Source organism: Rhodanobacter sp. Root179, assembly GCF_001428465.1.
Lineage (GTDB): Bacteria > Pseudomonadota > Gammaproteobacteria > Xanthomonadales > Rhodanobacteraceae > Rhodanobacter.
Genome location: NZ_LMHR01000029.1, coordinates 1 through 19562 on the forward strand (window position 1 = coordinate 1; position 19562 = coordinate 19562).

Consider the following 19562-nt stretch of genomic DNA (forward strand, 5'->3'; position numbering starts at 1 on the left):
ATTCCCGATTCCCGATTCCCGATTCCCGATTCCCGATTCCCGATTCCCGATTCCCGATTCCCGGCTTATGAGCAAGCAATCCCCCATCATCGCCCCCTCCATCCTCGCCGCCGATTTCGCGCGGCTCGGCGAGGACACCGCCGCAGCGCTGGCCGCCGGTGCCGACTGGGTGCACTTCGACGTGATGGACAACCATTACGTGCCGAATCTCACGATCGGGCCGATGGTGCTGCAGTCGCTGCGCAAGTTCGGCATCACCGCGCCGATCGACGTGCATCTGATGGTCAAGCCGGTGGACCGCATCGTGCCGGACTTCGCCAAGGCCGGCGCCAGCCTGATCAGCTTCCATCCGGAGGCCAGCGAACACATCGACCGCACGCTCGGCCTGATCAGGGAATCCGGCTGCCAGGCCGGCCTGGTGTTCAATCCGGCCACGCCGCTGGATCATCTCGACTACGTGATGGACAAGCTCGACATGATCCTGATCATGTCGGTGAACCCGGGTTTCGGCGGCCAGAAATTCATTCCGGGCACGCTGGACAAGTTGCGCCAGGTGCGCGAGCGGATCGAGGCCGGTGGTCGCGACATCCGACTTGAAGTGGATGGCGGTGTCACCGCGCAGAACATCGGTGCGATCGCCGCCGCCGGCGCCGACACCTTCGTGGCCGGCTCGGCGATCTTCCATGCCGCGGACTATCGCGCCGAGATCGAGGCCATGCACCGGGCGATTGCCGGATCGCGCACATAAAAATCCCGACGCAGTGAACGGCTGCGCCGGGATAAACGTCGTCGGAGACGTGAGAGGAAACACCATGATTGGTGTGCCGGCACGGCCACTATGGGGAGGGACTCACGCCGTGCCGGCACGTTCCACGGCAAGGAACCGCACCAATCACAAGTTCTGACCGGGCTGTTCGGCTTTGGTTCCCGCGATGCGGGGCGAAACCGCCATGCCGTCATTCAGTTTCAGCCGGCGCGCCTGCACCACGTAGCGCAGCGGGCCGCCCGGAACCACCGCATCGAACGGATAGCAGGTGACCAGCCACAGCCCGTCCATGCTGTCGCGGGGCGGAACGCGCGCCTGCCGACTGTCGATGACGCGGCTGTCCGTCACCACGTAGTCGCTGCTGCCGCGCGGGCCGTCTAGGGCCAGCCGGTCGCCCGGGCGCAGCGAGGGCAGGAAGCGGAACTGGGTGTCGCGATGCGCGCTGATCACGCCGAGTCCCGCGGCGCCCGGGCGCGCGCCGCCGGTACTCCAGCCCGGGCCGAACGCCAGCGCCTGGCCGCTGTCGCCATCCAGCACGATCAGGTCCTGATGCAGGCGCGGTACGCGCAGCCGCGCCAGCGGGGCGATGTCGGCCCACGGCCACGGCCGCTGGGAGAGCCGTCCGTGATCGGAGCGCGTCCAGGCCCGCTCCAGCAGCAGCTGCGCTAGCGCGGCCTTGGCGTGGATCCAGACGCCGTTCAGGCCCAGCCCCGCGGCCAGCATCAGCGCGCCGAACATCAGCGCGCGCCATGCCCGCTGCCGGATCATCGGCATGCCCGTTGCCGCCACCACGCCAGCGCCGCCAGCAGCAGCGCCAGCAGGGACAGCCAGAGTTCCAGCTCGGCCGCCGTGGCGGTCTGCGCGAAGTGGGTGCCGGCGGGCATCACGTTGGCAATCTGCTGGTGCTTCAGCGCGGCATCGGCGCTGCGCGCCGGGGTCCGGTCCACCGCCACCAGGCTGGTATAGGCGCTGACCAGATGGGCGTCCAGCGCGGTGCGGGTGATCGCCTCGACCAGCTCCGGCGCATCGCCGCCGCGGGCCAGCTGGTCGGACAGGTCGGCGATGCGCGACTGCGCCCACAGCCGATCCAGTCCCGCGGCCGGCCTGGCGGCGGACAGATCCGCGGGCACCGTCCACGCCCGCTCGGCCAGCTGGCCGTGCACCTGCACGCGGTCGACCGGCGCGGCCAGCCTGGCGGTGACCAGCAGCGGCTCGCCCAGGTACAGGTCGGGCAACTGCCGCGGATAGACGTCGCTGCCGGCCGGCCAGTCCACCTTGAGGTCGCGCAGGGCAGGGTGATCCAGCCGGGCCAGCAGGCTGACCATCGCCTTGCCCACGTTGCCGGTGTCGGTGACCAGCGTTTCGCTGCCGCGACCATGACGCGCGGCGGCCTGCAGGAAGCCTGCGTTCGGCGCATTGCCGATGCCGATCGGGAACAGTCGCGAATCACCCAGCTGCTCGTCGATCAACTGCATCAGGCCGTTCGGATCGTCGACCGCGCCGTCGGTGGCGAACAGCACCTGGCGCACGTAGCCGGGCGGCGCATGGCCGGCCAGCGCGAAGCGCAGCGCCGGCGCCATCTCGGTGCCGCCGTTGGCCTGCAACTGGTCGACCCAGGCGCGGGCTTTCTGCAACGCCTCGGGCGTGGCGGCCACCGCCTCGCTGGACCACGGGTTCAGTGTCGAATTGAATTCGGCCACGTTGAAGCGGTCGCCCGGCTGCAGCTGGCTCAGCGCCAGATCCAGCGCCGCGCGCGCCTGGCGGATCGATTCGCCGCCCATCGAGCCGGAGGTGTCGATGATCAGGACCAGCTCGCGCGGCAGGCGCTGCGCCTGTTGCTGCGGCGGCATCAGCATCAGCATCGCGTAATGGGCGCCGTCGATGTCCTGGCGGAAGCTGGCCACGTTGGGCTGGGTTTGCGGCTGCGGCTGCCAGCTCAGCATGAAGTCGCGGTCCGGCAGCACGCTGGCGTCGCGCAGGCGGATGTCCCAGCGCTGGTCCTGCCGCGTGCTGATGATCGCGTGACTGGAGCTGTCCACGCTGGCCAGTGGCACGCCGGCATCCAGCTGCACCGCGATGTGCGTGCGCAGCGGCGCCTGCGCGTTGTCGTCGGCAAACACCTGCGGCGTGTCGATGCCGGCGTCGCCGGGCCGGGCGACGTCGCGCATGTGGTAGCGCGGGGTGAAGGTCAGCGGAAAGCGCAGCGAGAACCTGCCCGCGCTATAGTCGACGCGCTGCCAGTAGCGCAGCACAATCGTCACCGTTTCGCCCGGCGCCACGTTGGTCACCGCGGTGCGGAACAGGTTGCCGTTGTCGGCCTCGACCAGGGCCGCGCGCTTGCCGCTGTTGCGGGCCTGTTCGAACACCTTCTTCGCCGCTTCCTTGCGCTGGATGTCGGCCACGACGCGACGTTCGCCGATCTCCAGCGACATCGAATACACCGCCGCGCCGTCGGGCAGCGGCAGCAGGTACTGCGCCTCCAGCCAGTCCTTGCCGCTGTTGCGGAACTGCTGGCGCAGCTGGACTTCGGCAACCAGCCCGCTGACCTTGTACTCGACATCGGTGTCGAGACTGGCAAGCGCCTGCAACTGGCCGCTGGCATCGCGCCAGCGCAGCTCGCCGCTGCCCGGTTCGGTGGCGTGCGCGGCGAGCCCGAACGAGGGCCCGGCGAACAGCAGGCCGGCGAACAGCAGCAGGTGAAAGAAGAGTCTGGATGATGCGCGCATGGCCGTCCCTTGGTCGTTGGCTGGGGTTGTTGGCAGGTGCTACGGCTGCATTGCCGCATCCGGCGCGGCGCGGGCCGCGTCGGGAATGCGGCGGCTTGCGGCGCAATCGGGGCAGAACGATGGCAGGCGCCGTGGACAAAAAAATCCCCTCGCGAGGAGGGGACAAGGAACCACCATGGAGGACGGAACAGGGGAGGTCGGAACTAAAGCGGTTGCCAGTCCGCGTCGGGCTCGTCCTGGCCAACGTCCGTTGCGCTTCCCTGCGCAGCGACCGTGCCAGTGCCTTCCACGGCGGGCGGAAGCAGGCGGAACAGGGGGAATCGGTGGAGGGTCATGGCAGTCTCCCGAACCAGGGGTGGAGCATCAGATGCCGAGCAGCAGGCCCAGCAGCAGGGCGCCCAGCGCCAGGGTGATGCGCAGCGGTTCGAAGCCGTGCAGCTCGGCATTCGCGTCGCGCGGGTCGGTATCGAGTTTCATGAGTTTTCTCGTCGGGGGGACGACTCCATCAAAACGCCGGTGGCGGCGCGTGCGGCGGCGGCGAGCGGCCGGTTTGCCGTTCGCTTGTGGCAAAACGCGGGCATTCCTCGCCGATGGCTTGCGTCCGGGTGCTTCGCATAGCACGCTGCGCCCACCATTCGAAGGGAACGCATCATGGGCCGCAGCATTGCCATCGTCGAAGACGAACCGTTGATCCGCGCCAATTATGTCGAGGCGCTGAACCGCTTCGGCTACGACGCGCGGGGCTACGGCTCGCGCCAGGAAGCGTCCAGCGCATTCGCGATGAAGCTGCCCGAGCTGGTGATCATCGACATCGGCCTGGGCGACGAGCCGGAAGGGGGTTTCGACCTGTGCCGCGAGCTGCGCGCGAAATCCTCGACGCTGCCGCTGATCTTCCTCACCGCGCGCGATTCGGATTTCGACGTGATCTCCGGTCTGCGCCTGGGCGCCGACGACTACCTCAGCAAGGACACCAGCCTGCACCAGCTGGCCGCGCGCATCGCCGCGCTGTTCCGCCGCATCGAATCGCTGAAGGCGCCGGCTTCCAGCGAGACGGTGATCGAGCACGGCCCGCTGAAGCTGGAATCCGAACGCATGCGGATCACCTGGAACGACGAGGAGATCCCGCTCACCGTCACCGAGTTCTGGATGGTGCACACGCTGATCCGCTTCCCCGGCCACGTGAAGAACCGCGACCAGCTGATGCGCGAGGCGGAACTCGTCGTGGACGACGCCACCATCACCTCGCACATCAAGCGCATCCGCAAGAAGTTCATCGCGGTGGCGCCGGAGTTCGACGCGATCGAGACCGTGCATGGCGTGGGCTACCGGTGGAAGCCATGATGCGTGGCGCATGGCTGGTCGTGGCGTTGTGCGGATGGGCCATGCTGGCGCAAGCCGCCACGCCGATGGATGACGTGCTGGCTCGCGGCGCCCGCGACGGCAACGCTCCCGCATGGGCGATCAGCGTGGCTACGCCGGCCGGCTGGACGCGCGACTGCTGCACCTACGCCCGCGCCATCGGCGTCAATGCGGTGCTGTACCAGGGCGAATGGAGCGGCAAGCCGCAGCGGGTGATGGTGCTCAACGTGTGGCCGCGCGAGCTGGGCACGCTGGCCGATGAAGTGCAGGCCGATCGCAAGCGCTACCTGCAGCACGACCCGGCCGGCAGGACCTCCACCTTCGTCGTGCGCCATCCGGCGATGCCATGCGAGGCTTCGGTGTACGAAGGCAGCGACCACGTCGACGACGTGCTGGTGTTCTGCGACCCCGGCGCCGCCAGCGGCGTGCGGCTGAGCTGGTCGATGGCCTTCGACGATGCCGATCCCGCGCGCCAGGCGCTGCTCGATGACTTCATGCGCGTGGTGGTGGCCAGCCGCTGGATGAAGGACACCGCAGCGCCGGCCACGCATGCACCCTGATCTTCTTCATCCTGATCGACCGCTCCGATGAGCCTGCGCCGCAAACTGCTGCTGGTCGCGCTGTGCACGCTGGCCCTGCCGATCGCGGGCTGGCTGTACGTGCGACAGATGGAAACGCTGCTGCGCGAGGGCCAGGCGCAGGCCCTGCTGGCTTCGGCCAATGCAGTGGCGCGCAGCCTGGTGGTGACCGGGGCGCTGCCGCCGGTGAGCGCCAGCAACTGGTACGTGGAATCGAGCGCACAACCAATCACCGTCGACGGCTACGGCGACGACTGGGCGCCGCTGACGCCCTGGAGCCAGTCGCTGGGTTCGCACGGCAAGCTGCTGCTGGCGGGCGACGAGGACTGGCTGTACCTGTATGCCGACGTGCGCGACACCCACCGCACGCGCGCCGACGCCGATGATGCGAACGCGCTGGCAGCCGACCACCTGATCCTGGCGCTGGGCCATGCGAACGGCCAGCGTCGCTACCTGCTGGCCAGCGCGGCGCCCGGTGCACTGGCGGCGCGCCCGCTCGATCCGCCGGTCGACGGCCTGCCGGAGATGATCCCCGCGCAATGGCAGGAGGATGGCAGCGGTTACCGCGTCGAACTGCGGTTGCCACGCAGCCTCGCCTTGCGCCGCCTCGGTGTCGGCATCTACGACGCGACGGCCGGCGGCGACCGCATGGCAGCCGACACGCGCCCGCTGCTCGACTACTCGGGCAAGTTGTCCGGCGAACTGGCCCAACTGGTGCCCGACCAGGTGCAGGCGCGCGTGCTGGCGCCGCAGGGCTGGCTGCTAGGGCGCAGCGGAAGGTTGAACACCTTGCCGGGCAGCGATGGCCAGCCGGGCTGGTTCGCCGCGCTGGTCTATCGCTCGCTGCTGGCCAACCGGCTGGAGGATGCCAACCTGTGGGCGCAGGACGTGCCGCGGCTGGACAGCGGCGAAGTGCGCCGCGCCGCGGACGGACAACCCGCCACCGTGTGGCGCAGCGGCGAGGAGCGCGGCAGCGTGGTGCTGGCCGCCGCGGTACCGATCGAGCGGGCCGGCAAGGTCGATGGCGTGCTGCTGCTGGAACAGCCCAGCCGCACCGTGCCGCTGCTGGCCAACCGCGCCCTGCTCGGGCTGTTGCTGACCAGCTTCGGCGTACTGCTGGTGGCCGGCGGCATCCTGCTGTGGTTCGCCACGCGGCTGAGCCTGCGGCTGGGCCGGCTGCGCAACGCGGCCGAGCGCGCCCAGTTCAACGACGGACGTCTGGACGGCCTTTTCGACAGCGGCAAGTTCCCGATGACCGACGCACCGGACGAAATCGGCGACCTGGCCCGCAGCTTCGAGCGGCTGTTCGAGGTGGTCGGCAGCTATACCGACTACCTGCGCACGCTGGCCTCGAAACTCTCGCACGAACTGAACACGCCGCTGGCCATCGTGAAGTCCTCGCTGGACAACCTCGAACACGCCCTGCAGGCGCAGGACCGCCTGCCCGCCGACGCGCAGCCCTACCTGGCGCGCGCCCGCGACGGCGTGGCGCGGCTGGGCGCGCTGGTGCGCGCGATGAGCGAGTCGAGCCGGATGGAGCGTTCGATCACCGCGGCGGAGCCGGAGGATGTCGACCTGCGCGAGGTGGTGCGCGGTTGCGCCGAGGCCTACCGGCCGCTGATCGGAACGCGCCGCCTGGCCTGCGAACTGCCGGCCGGCGCGATCAACCTGCACTGCGCGCCCGAGCTGATCGCCCAGGCGCTGGACAAGCTGCTCGACAACGCGCTGTCGTTCACTCCGCCCGACGGCTGGTTGCGCCTGAGCTTGGCGGCCACGCCCGACGGCGCCGAGATCGAGCTGGCCAACCAGGGCCCGCCGCTGCCGGCCGCGATGCAGGGCCGGTTGTTCGACTCGCTGGTCAGCCTGCGCGACAAGGCAACCCCCGGCGACGCGCCGCACCTGGGCCTGGGTCTGTACGTGGTGCGCCTGGTGGCCGAACGCCACGGCGGGGTGGCCAGCGCACGCAACCTCGACGACGGCAGCGGCGTGGCGTTCTCGCTGCGCCTGCACGGAATGCCGCGGCCGCGGTTGTGAACCGCGCCGTTCGTTCACGCTGTCGCCGGCTCTGCCCTACAATCGGCGATCCTGCCAGCCACGGATTGAGCACGTGATCTCCCCAGACAAAATCAGCCGGGACGAATTCGACGCGCTGGTTGCCCAAGGCCACACGCGCATACCGCTGGTGCGCGAGGTGTTTTCCGACCTCGACACGCCGCTGTCGGTGTACCTGAAACTGGCCGATGGCCCGTACACCTTTTTGTTCGAATCGGTTGAGGGCGGCGCCACCTGGGGACGCTATTCGATCATCGGCCTGCCGGCGAAGCGGGTGTATCGCCTGCGCGGCCACGAGCTGGAGGTCGAGGATTCGGGCGAGGTCACCGAACGTCGCCACCTCGATGATCCGCTGGGCGAGATCGAGAAGCTACGCGCACAGTACGACGTGCCGCGGCTGCCGCAGCTGCCCGCGTTCTCGGGTGGCCTGGTCGGCTACTTCGGCTTCGAGACGATCGGCTACATCGAGCCACGGCTCGCCCAGTGGGATCGCGCCGACGAGCTGGGCACGCCCGACGTGCTGCTGATGCTGGCCGAGGAAGTGGCGGTATTCGACAACCTCAAGGGCCGGTTGTACCTGATCGTGCACGCCGATCCGTCGCAGCCGCAGGCGTACGCCGAGGCGCAGCGCCGGCTCGATGCGCTGGTCTACCGGCTGCGCCAGGGCGGCGCGTCGTATCCGCAGCTGACCCAGTCGGTCGCGCTGGACGAGGGCGATTTCAAATCCTCCTTCACGAAGGAGGAGTTCGAGGCGATGGTCGAGAAGGCCAAGGAATACATCCGCGCCGGCGACATCTTTCAGGTGGTGCCGTCGCAGCGGCTCAGCGTGGGTTTCAACGCGCGGCCGGTCGACGTGTACCGCGCGTTGCGCGCGCTGAACCCGTCGCCGTACATGTACTTCGTCGACCTGGGCGATACGCAGATCGTGGGTTCCTCGCCGGAAATCCTCGCCCGGCTGAAGGACGGCAAGGTGGTGGTGCGCCCGCTGGCCGGCACGCGCAAGCGCGGCGCCACCGAAGAGGAGGACCAGGCGCTGGAAGCCGAGCTGCTGGCCGATCCCAAGGAACGCGCCGAGCACGTGATGCTGATCGACCTGGGCCGCAACGACATCGGCCGGATCAGCGAGAACGGCACGGTCGAAGTCAGCGAATCGTTCGTGATCGAGCGCTACTCGCACGTGATGCACATCGTCTCGCAGGTGCAGGGCACGGCCAGGCCGAACCTCGGCTACATGGACGTGCTGAAAGCCACGTTCCCGGCCGGCACGCTGAGCGGCGCGCCGAAAATCCGCGCGCTGGAGATCATCCAGGAACTGGAACCGTACAAGCGCAACATCTATGCCGGCGCAATCGGCTGGATCGGCTGGTGGGGCGACGCCGACACCGCCATCGCGATCCGCACCGCGGTGATCCAGAACGGCCGGCTGCACGTGCAGGCGGGCGCCGGCATCGTCTACGACTCCGACCCCGCGGCGGAATGGGAAGAGACGATGAACAAGGGCCGCGCGCTGTTCCGCGCGGTGGCGCAGGCGGCGAAAGGGTTGTAAACGGACGTCCATATCAGGGGGAGGGGACAATGAAACGGTTGATGATCTCGCTGTTGCTGCTGCTGAGTCCGTGCGTGGCGCTGGCGCAGGCCAATGCGTTGCCGGCGGCGCCCCACCTGCTGGTGATGGGACATGCGCAGGGCCGCTATGTGCCGGACCGGTTTACCGTGAAGATCGATATCAGCGTCGTTGACAAGTCGCCGGCGGCAGCTCGCGCCAAGGTGGAGAACTATGCGAAGCAGGTGTTCTCCGCGCTGGACGAGTACCATGCAATGCCCGCACGCACCCAGGCCAGCACGCTCGCAGTCGGGGCCAAAAGCGAGTACCGGGACGATCGCCAGGTCTTCGTCGGTACGGAGGCCAACCGTGATGTCGAGGCCACCTTCGACAGTTCCGACAAACTGAAGGGGTTCCTCGACGCGATCGAGGCCAACGCCGAGTTGCAGATCCGCCGCGTCGATGTCTCGCGCAGCGACGAGGCCCAGCTCAAGTCCGGTTTGCGCAAACTGGCCATCCAGGATTCCCGGCAGTCTGCCCGGCAGATCGCCGCGTCATACGACTTGAAGATCAAGGGCGTCTACAGCGTTTCCGAAGTGGCACCCAACAGATCCTACGGAATAGGTTCGGGCTTCGCCGAAGGCGCTCCGCCCGCGCCGCCACCGCCGCCGCCACCCGATACGGCGCTTCGAATCGGAACGATCGAGCTTAGCCAGGATATCTATGCTGTTTACCTGACCGCGCCGTGACAAAGGCCTGGGGCGAAGCTCCGTTCACGGGCTAGCGCCAGAACCTCGATGCCCACAGCGCGACCGCGACCAGGGCCAGCACGAGTGCACAGGTTCTTTCCCGGCCGGTCTTCGCCAGCGTCATGATGGCGACCTGGCTGGCCACGATGACGCCCAGCAGGAGCAGCATGAACAGCGCGCCGTTGTCGGAGCCGGCATCGGGCGGCGCGCTGATCGAGGGGTCCACCTGTTGCATCCAGTCGTAGCGACGGACCGGTAGCGTCAGCAGCACCAGCGCTCCCCATGCGAACACCAGCCACGCGACGAGTCTGACCAGACGATGTGCCGTGCCCGCTGATTTCATTCCGGGAGTATGCCGCGGCGCTGGTTCGACTGCAGAGCACTGGCGGGTCCGTGCCGTGGCTTGTTGCGGCACGGGCTGCGGATTCAGCTGCCGCCAGACGGCTGGCCGACGCAATTTCTTGCAGGCTTTCGCCACGACTTGGTACGTTATATCGTTGCGGCCCGATCTTTCCGTGCAGACGCCTCCGCATGAACAAACCGTGGTTCGAGCGCTTGCCGGTGCCGTCGAAGTGACGGCTGCGATGCTCGGGCGGGTGCGTTCCCCGGGGCGGCTGCTTGTCGCGGCCGTCGCCGCGCTGGCGATCGGCGGTTGCGCGGTGGGGCCGGATTTTCATCGGCCGTCCGCGCCGGAGATGGCCAGCGTGGCTGCGGGTCCGATGCCCGCCAGCACGGCCAGCGCGAATGTGGCCGGCGGCCGGGCGCAACATTTCGTCGCCGGTGCGGACATTCCCGCGCAGTGGTGGACGCTGTTCCATTCCACCGCATTGAACGCGCTGGTCGAACAGGCGCTGGCGCACAACGCCGACCTCAAGGCGGCGCAGGCCGCGCTGGATGTGGCGCGCGAAACCACCCTGGCCGGACGCGGCGCCCGCTATCCCAGCGTCACCGCCGGCATGTCGGCCAGCCGCGAACAGGACCCGCCCGGCGCGCTGGCGCCGGTGCCCAGCAACAACGCGTTTCTGTACAACCTGTTCACCCCGCAGGTCAGCGTGTCGTATGTGCCGGACGTGTTCGGGCTCAACCGGCGCACGCAGGAGTCGCTGCAGGCGCAGCAGCAGGCGGTGCGTTTCCAGATGCTGGCCACGCGCATCACGCTGAGCACCAACGTGGTGGCCGCGGCCGTGCAGCAGGCGTCGTTGCGGGCGCAGGTCGCGGCGACGCGCGAGCTGGTCGGGATCAACGCCCACATGGTGCAGATCCTGCAGTACCAGCGGGACAAGGGTTATGCCGGCGGGCTCGAGCTGGCCGCGCAGCAAGCGCAGCTGGCGCAGGTCAAGGCGAGCCTGCCACCGCTGCTGACCCAGCTGGAGCAGCAGAACCACCTGCTGGCGGTGCTGGCCGGGCAGTTGCCGGAGCAGGCGTCGCCGCCATCGTTCGATCTCGCCGGCCTGCAGTTGCCGCAGGCGTTGCCGCTGAGCCTGCCTTCGACGCTGGTGGCGCAACGTCCCGACGTGCGCCAGGCCGAAGCGAACATGCATGCGGCCAGCGCCCAGATCGGCGTGGCCATCGCCAACCGGCTGCCGAACATTTCGCTGAGCGCGAACGCGGGCAGCACGGCGCTGGCGATCAACCAGCTGTTCAAGTCCGGCACCGGCTTCTGGAGCGTGGGCGCGGACCTGGCTGCGCCGATCTTCCAGGGCGGCAGCCTGCTGCATCAGGAGCGGGCGGCGAAGGCCGCCTATGCGCAGGCCGCCGAGGAGTATCGGGGCACGGTACTGACCGCATTCCAGAACGTGGACGACGTGCTGTCCGCGTTGCAGCACGACGCCGAAGGCCTGCAAGCCGCGGCCGGCGCGGAGCAGGCCGCGAAGCTCACCCTGGGCCTGTCGCAACGCCAGTACCAGGACGGTTACGCCGGCTATCTGTCGCTGCTTTCCGCGGAGCAGGGCTACCAGCAGGCGCGCATCGCGCTGGTGCAGGCGCAGGCCAGTCGCTACGCCGACACCGCCGCGCTGTTCCAGGCGCTGGGTGGCGGCTGGTGGCATGCGGACGACGCTTCTTCGGATCAGCCAAGGCACAACCCGGGACATCGATGAAAAGCAGATCCTCTTCGGTGGCGCATCGCACGCCGCCCGTTCGCCTGGCCCGCCTGCTTGCGCTGGGCATGCTCATCGGCGTGGCAGGTTGTTCCTCGAAATCCGCCGCACCGCAGGTTGCGGCGGCCGACACGCCGAAGAACGTGACGATGACCGCGGCACAGCGCCAGCACATCCGCCTGCTCACGCTGGCGCCGGCGAGTTTCCATCGCACGGTCGACACCACCGGCGTGGTGGATTTCGACAACGACCAGGCCACCAGCGTGCTGGCGCCATTCTCCGGCCCGGTGGCGCGGCTGCTGGTCGCGCCGGGCGACAAGGTGCGCCAGGGCCAGCCGCTGGCGCTGGTGGATTCGCCGGACTTTTCCGCGGCGATCGGCAGCTATCGCAAGGCGCTGATCACGGCGCGCAACGCGCGGGGGCTGGCCGACGCCGACAAGGACCTGTTGCAACACGAAGGCGTGTCGCGGCGCGAAGCCGAGCAGGCGCAGATCGATGCGGCCAGCGCCGAGGCCGATCGCGATGCGGCGCTGCAGGCGCTGGTGGCGCTCGATGTCGATGCCGCCACGATCAAGGCGATCCAGGCCGGCCGCACGGTGACGCGGGTGCAGGGCGTCATCCGCGCGCCGATCGCCGGCACCGTGGTGGAGAAGCTGATCACTCCCGGGCAGTTGCTGCAGGCCGGCAGCACGCCGTGCTTCACCGTGGCCGACCTGTCGAAAGTGTGGGTGATGGCGCAACTGTCGGCGGCGGAACTGGCCGCGATCAGGATCGGTGATCCCGCGCAGGTGGATGCCGGCACGCCGGGCGAGGAGTGGCCCGGCACGGTGGACAACATCGCCGCGGTGGTGAATCCCGATACCCGGGCGATCGCCGCGCGCATCGTGGTGCGCAATCCCGACCACGTGTTGCGCAAGCAGATGTACGTGCGCGTGCGCATCCGGTCGCGCCAGACCGGCGAAGGCCTGCGGGTTCCCGCCTCGGCGTTGCTGCGCGACGACGAGAACCTGCCGTTCGTCTACCTGCTGCAGCACGATGGCAGCTTCGCGCGCCGCCATGTCACCACGGGGACGCGCAGCGGCGACGGCTATCTGATCAGCGAGGGCCTGCGGGCCGGCGACCGCATCGTGGTCGACGGCGGCATCTTCGTGCAGTTCATGCAAAACCAATGAGCGAGCACCTGCCGCCCATGCCGCCGCGTGCGGCGTCGCTGATGAACCGGCTCGTCGGCGCCTCGCTGGCGCAGCGTTTCCTGGTGGCGCTGCTGGTGCTGGTGCTGATCGGTGCGGGCGTGCATGCGCTGCACCGGCTGCCGGTGGATGCGTATCCCGACCTGTCGCCGCCCAGCGTGGAGATCGTCACCCAGTGGCCGGGCCACACCGCCGAGGAAGTGGAACGGCTGATCACGGTGCCGGCCGAGCAGGGCATGACCGGCATTCCGAGAACCGACAACGTCCGCTCGATTTCGCTGTACGGCCTGTCGGTGGTCACGCTCACCTTCGACAACGGCACCGACAATTATTTCGCGCGCCAGCAGGTGTTCAACCGGCTCGGCGATCTCGATCTGCCCGACGGGGTGAAGCCGTCGGTGTCGCCGCTGTCGTCGCCGTCGGGGCTGATCTATCGCTACGTGCTGCAAAGCTCCGACCGCTCGCCGATGGAGCTGAAGACCTTCGAGGACTGGGTGGTCGAGCCGCAGTACCGCGCCGTGGCCGGCGTGGCCGACGACTCCGGTTTCGGCGGAGGCAGCATGCAGTACCAGGTGCTGCTGGACCCGGCGAAGATCGCCGGCGTCGGGCTCACCGCGCAGCAGGTGCAGGCCGCGCTGGCCGCCAACAACGGCAACGCCGGCGGCGGCTTCTACGCGCAGGGCGGCCAGTTCTACTACGTGCGTGGCGTGGGCCGGTTGCAGACGCTGGAGGACATCGGCAACGTGGTGCTGGCCGTGCACGACGGTACTCCGGTGTTGGTGAAGGACGTCGGCCGCGTGGTGATCGGCGTCGCGCCGCGGCTGGGCCAGTTCGGCTTCGAGCAGCAGAACGACGCGGTCGAAGGCGTGATCTCGCTGCGCACCGGCGAGAAGACCCAGGACGTGCTGAAGCGGGTCGAGGCGAAGACGAAGGAACTCAACGAACAGATCCTGCCGAAGGACATCAGGGTCCATCCGTTCTACGACCGCAGCGATCTCGTCGCGGTGACCACCCAGGTAGTCAGGGACAACCTGCTGCGCGGCATGCTGCTGGTCGTGGTGGTGCTGATCTTCTTCCTGTACGACGTGCGCGCCGGGTTGATCGTGGCGGTCACCATCCCGCTGTCGCTGCTGGTCGCCTTCATCGGGCTGGACCTGCAGGGCGCCTCGGCCAACCTGCTGTCGATCGGCGCGATCGACTTCGGCATCCTAGTCGACGCGGCGGTGGTGATGGTGGAGAACATCCACCGCCAGCTCGCCGATCGCGAAGGCACGAAGTTCAACCTGATCGAGGTGATCCGCGACGCGGCGGCCGAAGTCGATCGCCCGCTGTTCTACGCGGTGGCGGTGATCGTGGTCAGCTTCCTGCCGATCTACGTGCTGTCCGGCCCGTCCGGCACGTTGTTCAAGCCGATGGCCGACACCATGGTGTTTGCACTGGTCGGTTCGCTGGTGGTCACCCTGACCCTGTTGCCGGTGCTGTGCTCCTGGCTGATGCGCAAGGGCGTGCGCGAGCGGCGCAACCGCGCGTTCGAGGCGATCAGGTCGGTCTACATCCGGGGACTGGACTTCTGCCTGGCCCGGGTGTGGCTCACCACGATCGCTTCGGCCTTGCTGCTGGGGCTGTCGCTGCTGCTGATCCCGCGCATCGGCGCGGAGTTCATGCCGCACCTGGACGAGGGCGCGCTGTGGGTGCGCGCGACCATGCCGTACACCATTTCGTTCGACGAGTCGGCGAAGATCACCCCGCAGATCCGCGACATCCTGCGTTCGTTCCCCCAGGTCACCACGGTGGCCTCGGAGCTGGGTCGGCCCGACGACGGCACCGACTCCACCGGTTTCTTCAACGTCGAGTTCTACGTCGGGCTGAAACCGTATTCGCAGTGGACCGGAAAATACCGCAACAAGGCCGAGCTGACCGCGGCGATCAACCAGAAACTGCAGAGTTTCCCCGGCATCACCTTCAACTACACCCAGCCGGCCGAGGATGCGGTGGACGAGGCCGAGACCGGCCTGAAGAGCGCGCTGGCGGTGAAGGTGTTCGGCCCCGACCTGAACACGCTGCAGGCGAAGGGCAAGGCGATCAAGCGCGTGCTGGAACAGGTGCGTGGCATCCGTGACGTGACCCTGGTGCAGGAGCTCGGCCAGCCCAGCCTCAGCATCCGCATCAAGCGCGCGGCGATCGCCCGTTACGGCCTCAACGTGGACGACATCAACGGCCTGATCCAGACCGCCATCGGCGGCGACGTGGCGACCGAGGTGATCCAGGGCGAGAAGCAGTTCGACCTGGTGGTGCGGCTGGACCAGCAGTATCGCGACAACGCCGAGGCGATCGGCAACATCCTGGTGGCTACGCCCGGCGGCCAGCAGCTGCCGCTGAAGGAATTCGCCGATATCGCGGTGACCAACGGCGCCTCCTTCATCTACCGGCAGGACAACTCGCGCTACATCGGCGTGCAGTTCTCGGTGGAAGGCCGCGACCTGGCCGGCGCGGTGGAGGACGCGATCGCGCAGGTCAAGGCGAAAGTGAAACTGCAGCAGGGCTACCGGCTGGACTGGGGCGGCGAGTACAAGGAATACACCGCCTCGCGCGCACAACTGAACCTGATCGTGCCGCTCACCGTGGGGCTGATCTTCCTGCTGCTGTTCACTCTGTACAGCAACTTCAAGTTTCCGTTCATCACCGTGCTCGGCGTGGTGCTGTCCGCGCCGGCCGGCGGCATCATCGCGCTGTGGCTGACCGGCACGCCGTTCTCGGTGTCGTCGGGGATCGGCTTCCTCGCGCTGTTCGGCGTTTCGGTGCAGACCGCCGTGGTGTACATCTCCTACGTCAACCAGCTGCGCCGCAACGGTGTCGAGGTGGCCGAGGCGATCCGCGAAGGCGCGATCCTGCGCCTGCGCCCAATCATGATGACGGCGCTGGTGGCGGCGCTGGGCCTGTTGCCGGCAGCGCTGGCCACCGGCGTGGGCACCGACACGCAGCGGCCGTTCGCCCTGGTCATCGTCAGTGGCCTGTTCACCCGCCTGCTGATCAGCGTGTTCCTGATGCCGGCGCTGTACTCGCTGGTGGCGCGGCCGGGCGACCGGCTGGAAGTGTGAGGCCACTTCCGGCAGGCTCGGGTTTTCCCCAAGAATCGCGCGCCCCTGCCCGTGCGGCAGGCGCGCGACACACGACCATGACTCGATCGCTGCTGCGTGCCACCTCGGTTGCCCTGTTCGCGCTGCTGGCCAGCAGCGCCGCCATCGCGCGCGAACCGGTTGCCGGTGGCTGGCGTGATACGCCGCAGGGGCGGATGCAGGCGCAGCGGATGCTGCAAACCCTCAATGCCGACCTGCTCGGCCATGACAGCGCCACGCTGACGCTCGAACGCTGGTGCGCCGCGCATCGGATGGCGTCGCCGGCGCGCGTGGTGGCGCATCGGGCGCGCGGCGTGGACAAGCCGCTGCCGCCCGAGCTGCGCGCGCAACTGATGGCGGGAGCCGACCAGCGGGTGAAATACCGGCGGGTGCAACTGGCCTGCGGCGACCATGTGCTGTCGGAGGCGGACAACTGGTATCTGCCCGATCGCCTCACCGAGGCGATGAACCGCCAGCTCGACACCAGCGACGTGCCGTTCGGCAAGGTGGTGCGGCCGCTGCATTTCCGGAGGAAAACACTGAGTGCACGGGTGCTGTGGTCGGTGTCCGCGGCAGCCGGCACGCAGGCGATTCCCCACGCGATCCTGCAGCATCGCGCGCTGTTGCTTGACGCAGGCAACCGGCCGTTCAGCGCCCTGATCGAGACTTATACCGACCAGGTGCTGGCGTTTCCGCCGCGGGCTGCCACGCCGGAGGTGACACCGCGCTTCGAGGGCGCGGCGTCCGATCTCCGGCGGATCGCCGAGCCGCCCGCGGAAACGTTCAGTCGGTAAGCGGCGTGCCGCGTTCGACGATCTGCGCCAGGTTGTAGAGGATGCGCAGATCCTGCGCGTCCAGCGCGTCGCCGCCGATGCCGCGGTAGTGGTTGTGGAACGCGCGCACCGCCGCGGCGCGATCCTCCAGCGGGTAGCCGACCAGGCCCAGTGCCATCCACGGATCGAAGCCTGAGGGCGGATCGATCAGTTCGCCCTGCGGCCACAAGCCGAAGCCGGCGGCAGCCAGCTGCGGCCAGGGAAACAGCGGGCCGGGATCGTCCTTGCGCGTGGGCGCGAAATCCTGGTGGCCGATGATCTGCGTGCGCGGGATGTGCAGGCGCGTGGTGAGGTCGGTGAGCAGGCGCAACAGGCTGTCGATCTGCGCCTGGGCAAACGGCGAATGGCCGTCGTTGTCCAGCTCGATGCCGATCGAGGCGGAGTTGATGTCGGTGATCGTGCCCCAGTGGCCGCCGCCGCCGTGCCAGGCGCGCAACTGGTCGGACACCAGCTGGTAGATGTGGCCGTCGCTGCCCACCAGGTAGTGCGAGCTCACCGGGCCGCCGCTGTTCTTCGTGCGCAGCGTGTCCAGGCTTTCCTGCGCCGAGTGCTGGTTGGTGAAGTGCACCACGATCAGCACCGGCCGGCGGATGTCGTGGTTGGGCGAGGGCATCCAGGTTGCCAGCGGGTTGCGCGGCGGCGCGTGGGCGCAGGCGGCGAGCAGGGCGACCAGCGCCAGGACGGCGACGCTGCGCGACAAACGGAGCGGACGGGACATCACGGTTCCTGCAGGTAAGGCTGCGCGATCGCCAGCGCGGTGCGGTACGGCTCCGGCTCGTTGCGGTTGCTGAGCAGGATCACGGTGAGGTGCTGCTTCGGCCAGCGCACGATCACGTTGCGGAAGCCGATGCTCTCGCCCGAATGCCACAGCGTGTCGCCGGTGATGCGCCAGCCGTAGCCGTAGCTGGCCTCGTACGGTTCACCGGTGACCTTCACGTGGGGGCTGAAGGCGAGCTTGCGCGAAGCGTCGCTGAGCAGGCGGTTGTCGTACAGCGCGGCGTCCCACTTCGCCATGTCCTCGACCGAGGAATAGATGCCGCCGTCGCCGCGGGTGGCGCTGGTGACGCTCTGGTCGGTGCGCGTCCACTGGCCGTGCTCTTCGCTGTAGCCGTAGGCGCGATGTTCCATTTCGGGGCCACCGCGCATGTACATCAGGGTGTGGTCCATGTGCAGCGGACGGAAGATGTGCTGCTGCAGGTACAGCGGCAGGCTGATGCCGGAGGCGCGCTCCACCACCAGGCCCAGCAGCACGTAGCCCGAGTTGCTGTAGCGGTACGCGGTGCCCGGCGCAAAGTAGGTTTTCGGCGTGGCGGACAGCATGCGCAATACGTCGTTGTCGCTGACCTGGGCGGTGGTGCCGGGCGGGATCAGGTCTTCGTAGTCGACCAGGCCGCCGGTGTGCGTCAGCAGCTGGCGCAGGGTGACGGCGGAGTCCGTCTCCGGCAGCGTGGGCAGCCAGTGGCGCACCGGATCGTCGAGGTGGAGCCGGCCGCTTTCGGCCAGCAGCAGGATCGCCGCCGCGGTGAACTGCTTGCTCACCGAGGCGAGCCGGTAGTTGGTGGCCGGCGTGGTCTCGTCATGGTCCTCGAGATTGGCCAGGCCGTAGCTGCGGCTGACGATGGGCTTGCCGTCCTTGAGCACCAGCAGCGAGGCGCCGGGTACGTCGCCGGCATAGCGCGCCATCAGCGCATCGGTGGGATCGACCGGCTTGGTGGCGGAGGCGCAGCCGCCGAGCAGGACGGCAACGGCGAGGCTGGCAAGGGGTTTGTACATGGCATGTCGCCTTTGCGCTGCGGGTTTCGGGTCATTGCACCGGCACGTCGTAGAGCGTGTGCGGCGTCGGCTCCGGGTCGAGGGTGTAATGCCACCACTCCATCGGATAGTTGCGGAAGCCCTCGCGCTCCATCGCGTCGCGCAGCAGCAGGCGGTTGGCGTGTTGCTGCGGCGTGACGTCGGGCGTGTCGGTGTGCGCGCGCACGTCGAAGAAGTCGAAATCCGTGCCCATGTCCAGCGGCATGCAGCGGCTGCCGTCGGCGGCGCACTGTTGCATGGTCAGGTCGATGGTGGCGCCGCGGCTGTGGCCCGAGCTTTCCGCGATGTAGCCGTGCAGGAGTTCGGACTTGTCCAGCCGCGGGTAGTGCTGCGGCTTGGTGCGCTGGTCGGAAAGATCGTGGGCCCAACGCACGAAATGCGCCACCGCGCGGGCGGGGCGGTAGCAGTCCCAGATCTTCAGGCGCTGGTGGCGCGTGCGCAGGTCACGCTCGACCCGCGCCAGCGCTTCGGCGACCGGGCGCAGCAGCAGGCAGGCTGGTGCGCGATAGCCGTCCGCCGGCGTACCCATGAAATTGTCGCTGCCGGCGTACTTGATGTCCTCGGCCATGTCGGGCACCAGCGTGCGGATGTCGACCAGGTTGGCTTCGGCGGCGGTTTTCGCGGGTGACAGGGCGGGTTTGTCCTGGGCGTGGAGGCTGCCGATGCAGAGGCAGAGCATCAAAGCCAGCACGATCTTCCTTCCCCCGCTGGCGGGGGAAGGTGCCCGGAGGGCGGATGG

16 protein-coding genes are annotated in these 19562 nt (G+C 68.5%); 10 read left to right on the forward strand and 6 right to left on the reverse strand.

Going from position 1 to position 19562, the window contains the following annotated elements; all coding sequences use genetic code 11:
- Positions 1-67: 67 nt before the first annotated feature.
- Complete coding sequence (rpe, locus tag ASD82_RS01040) at positions 68-748, forward strand: ribulose-phosphate 3-epimerase (RefSeq protein WP_056714144.1); 681 nt, start codon at positions 68-70, stop codon at positions 746-748.
- Between the two features lie 144 nt (positions 749-892).
- On the opposite strand, the gene ASD82_RS01045 is transcribed toward rpe, so the two are convergent.
- Positions 893-1540, reverse strand: a complete 648-nt coding sequence (locus ASD82_RS01045; protein ID WP_082585201.1) for a class GN sortase — start codon at positions 1538-1540, stop codon at positions 893-895.
- Complete coding sequence (locus tag ASD82_RS01050) at positions 1531-3492, reverse strand: marine proteobacterial sortase target protein (RefSeq protein ID WP_056714151.1); 1962 nt, start codon at positions 3490-3492, stop codon at positions 1531-1533. The genes ASD82_RS01045 and ASD82_RS01050 overlap by 10 nt, the downstream gene beginning before the upstream one ends.
- 651 nt (positions 3493-4143) lie before the next feature.
- Here ASD82_RS01050 and pdsR point away from each other — a divergent pair.
- From pdsR to ASD82_RS01075, 5 genes are all read left to right on the forward strand, one after another.
- Positions 4144-4833: a proteobacterial dedicated sortase system response regulator gene (gene pdsR, locus ASD82_RS01055; RefSeq protein WP_007807361.1), complete on the forward strand. Its 690-nt coding sequence runs from the start codon at positions 4144-4146 to the stop codon at positions 4831-4833.
- Positions 4833-5411, forward strand: a complete 579-nt coding sequence (locus tag ASD82_RS01060; protein ID WP_157599147.1) for a hypothetical protein — start codon at positions 4833-4835, stop codon at positions 5409-5411. The genes pdsR and ASD82_RS01060 overlap by 1 nt, the downstream gene beginning before the upstream one ends.
- A gap of 27 nt (positions 5412-5438) precedes the next feature.
- Positions 5439-7463, forward strand: coding sequence for an ATP-binding protein (locus tag ASD82_RS01065; protein WP_056714156.1), 2025 nt, complete (start codon positions 5439-5441; stop codon positions 7461-7463).
- 91 nt (positions 7464-7554) lie between these two features.
- A complete protein-coding gene (gene trpE / locus ASD82_RS01070) occupies positions 7555-9027 on the forward strand; it encodes an anthranilate synthase component I (protein WP_200946068.1) in 1473 nt (490 codons plus the stop codon).
- A 41-nt stretch (positions 9028-9068) separates the two neighbouring features.
- On the forward strand, positions 9069-9773 hold the full coding sequence (locus ASD82_RS01075; RefSeq protein WP_056714161.1) for an SIMPL domain-containing protein: 705 nt from the start codon (positions 9069-9071) through the stop codon (positions 9771-9773).
- Between the two features lie 31 nt (positions 9774-9804).
- Here the strand turns inward: ASD82_RS01075 and ASD82_RS01080 are convergent, their stop codons facing one another.
- Entirely contained in the window at positions 9805-10044 is a 240-nt protein-coding gene (locus tag ASD82_RS01080; RefSeq protein ID WP_157599148.1) for a hypothetical protein, read from the reverse strand.
- 271 nt (positions 10045-10315) lie between these two features.
- Between ASD82_RS01080 and ASD82_RS01085 the strand changes: the two genes are divergently transcribed.
- From ASD82_RS01085 to ASD82_RS01100, 4 genes are all read left to right on the forward strand, one after another.
- The gene (locus ASD82_RS01085; protein ID WP_235580599.1) at positions 10316-11872 is read left to right on the forward strand and encodes an efflux transporter outer membrane subunit; all 1557 of its coding nucleotides are present in this window, start codon (positions 10316-10318) and stop codon (positions 11870-11872) included.
- Positions 11869-13044 (forward strand): efflux RND transporter periplasmic adaptor subunit, encoded by a 1176-nt coding sequence (locus tag ASD82_RS01090; RefSeq protein ID WP_056714168.1) that lies wholly within the window; start codon positions 11869-11871, stop codon positions 13042-13044. The genes ASD82_RS01085 and ASD82_RS01090 overlap by 4 nt, the downstream gene beginning before the upstream one ends.
- Positions 13041-16160 (forward strand): CusA/CzcA family heavy metal efflux RND transporter, encoded by a 3120-nt coding sequence (locus tag ASD82_RS01095; RefSeq protein WP_056714173.1) that lies wholly within the window; start codon positions 13041-13043, stop codon positions 16158-16160. The genes ASD82_RS01090 and ASD82_RS01095 overlap by 4 nt, the downstream gene beginning before the upstream one ends.
- 77 nt (positions 16161-16237) lie before the next feature.
- Positions 16238-16972: a hypothetical protein gene (locus ASD82_RS01100; RefSeq protein WP_056714176.1), complete on the forward strand. Its 735-nt coding sequence runs from the start codon at positions 16238-16240 to the stop codon at positions 16970-16972.
- On the opposite strand, the gene ASD82_RS01105 is transcribed toward ASD82_RS01100, so the two are convergent.
- From ASD82_RS01105 to ASD82_RS01115, 3 genes are read right to left on the reverse strand one after another with little or no spacing between them, the layout of a single operon-like run.
- Positions 16962-17729, reverse strand: coding sequence for an N-acetylmuramoyl-L-alanine amidase (locus ASD82_RS01105; protein WP_056714178.1), 768 nt, complete (start codon positions 17727-17729; stop codon positions 16962-16964). The genes ASD82_RS01100 and ASD82_RS01105 overlap by 11 nt on opposite strands.
- Positions 17729-18784, reverse strand: a complete 1056-nt coding sequence (locus tag ASD82_RS01110) for a serine hydrolase domain-containing protein (protein WP_056714181.1) — start codon at positions 18782-18784, stop codon at positions 17729-17731. Before ASD82_RS01110 ends, ASD82_RS01105 begins: the two co-directional genes overlap by 1 nt.
- Positions 18785-18815: 31 nt before the next feature.
- On the reverse strand, positions 18816-19502 hold the full coding sequence (locus ASD82_RS01115; protein ID WP_082585202.1) for a M15 family metallopeptidase: 687 nt from the start codon (positions 19500-19502) through the stop codon (positions 18816-18818).
- Positions 19503-19562 lie beyond the last annotated feature (60 nt).

Excerpts from the sequence above, each read along its gene's own strand:
- rpe (WP_056714144.1), top strand. The coding sequence starts at position 68 with ATGAGCAAGCAATCCCCCATCATCGCCCCCTCCATCCTCGCCGCCGAT.
- ASD82_RS01045 (WP_082585201.1), bottom strand. The coding sequence starts at position 1,540 with ATGCCGATGATCCGGCAGCGGGCATGGCGCGCGCTGATGTTCGGCGCG.
- ASD82_RS01050 (WP_056714151.1), bottom strand. The coding sequence starts at position 3,492 with ATGCGCGCATCATCCAGACTCTTCTTTCACCTGCTGCTGTTCGCCGGC.
- pdsR (WP_007807361.1), top strand. The coding sequence starts at position 4,144 with ATGGGCCGCAGCATTGCCATCGTCGAAGACGAACCGTTGATCCGCGCC.
- ASD82_RS01060 (WP_157599147.1), top strand. The coding sequence starts at position 4,833 with ATGCGTGGCGCATGGCTGGTCGTGGCGTTGTGCGGATGGGCCATGCTG.
- ASD82_RS01065 (WP_056714156.1), top strand. The coding sequence starts at position 5,439 with ATGAGCCTGCGCCGCAAACTGCTGCTGGTCGCGCTGTGCACGCTGGCC.
- ASD82_RS01075 (WP_056714161.1), top strand. The coding sequence starts at position 9,069 with ATGATCTCGCTGTTGCTGCTGCTGAGTCCGTGCGTGGCGCTGGCGCAG.
- ASD82_RS01090 (WP_056714168.1), top strand. The coding sequence starts at position 11,869 with ATGAAAAGCAGATCCTCTTCGGTGGCGCATCGCACGCCGCCCGTTCGC.
- ASD82_RS01095 (WP_056714173.1), top strand. The coding sequence starts at position 13,041 with ATGAGCGAGCACCTGCCGCCCATGCCGCCGCGTGCGGCGTCGCTGATG.
- ASD82_RS01100 (WP_056714176.1), top strand. The coding sequence starts at position 16,238 with ATGACTCGATCGCTGCTGCGTGCCACCTCGGTTGCCCTGTTCGCGCTG.
- ASD82_RS01105 (WP_056714178.1), bottom strand. The coding sequence starts at position 17,729 with ATGTCCCGTCCGCTCCGTTTGTCGCGCAGCGTCGCCGTCCTGGCGCTG.
- ASD82_RS01110 (WP_056714181.1), bottom strand. The coding sequence starts at position 18,784 with ATGTACAAACCCCTTGCCAGCCTCGCCGTTGCCGTCCTGCTCGGCGGC.
- ASD82_RS01115 (WP_082585202.1), bottom strand. The coding sequence starts at position 19,502 with ATGCTCTGCCTCTGCATCGGCAGCCTCCACGCCCAGGACAAACCCGCC.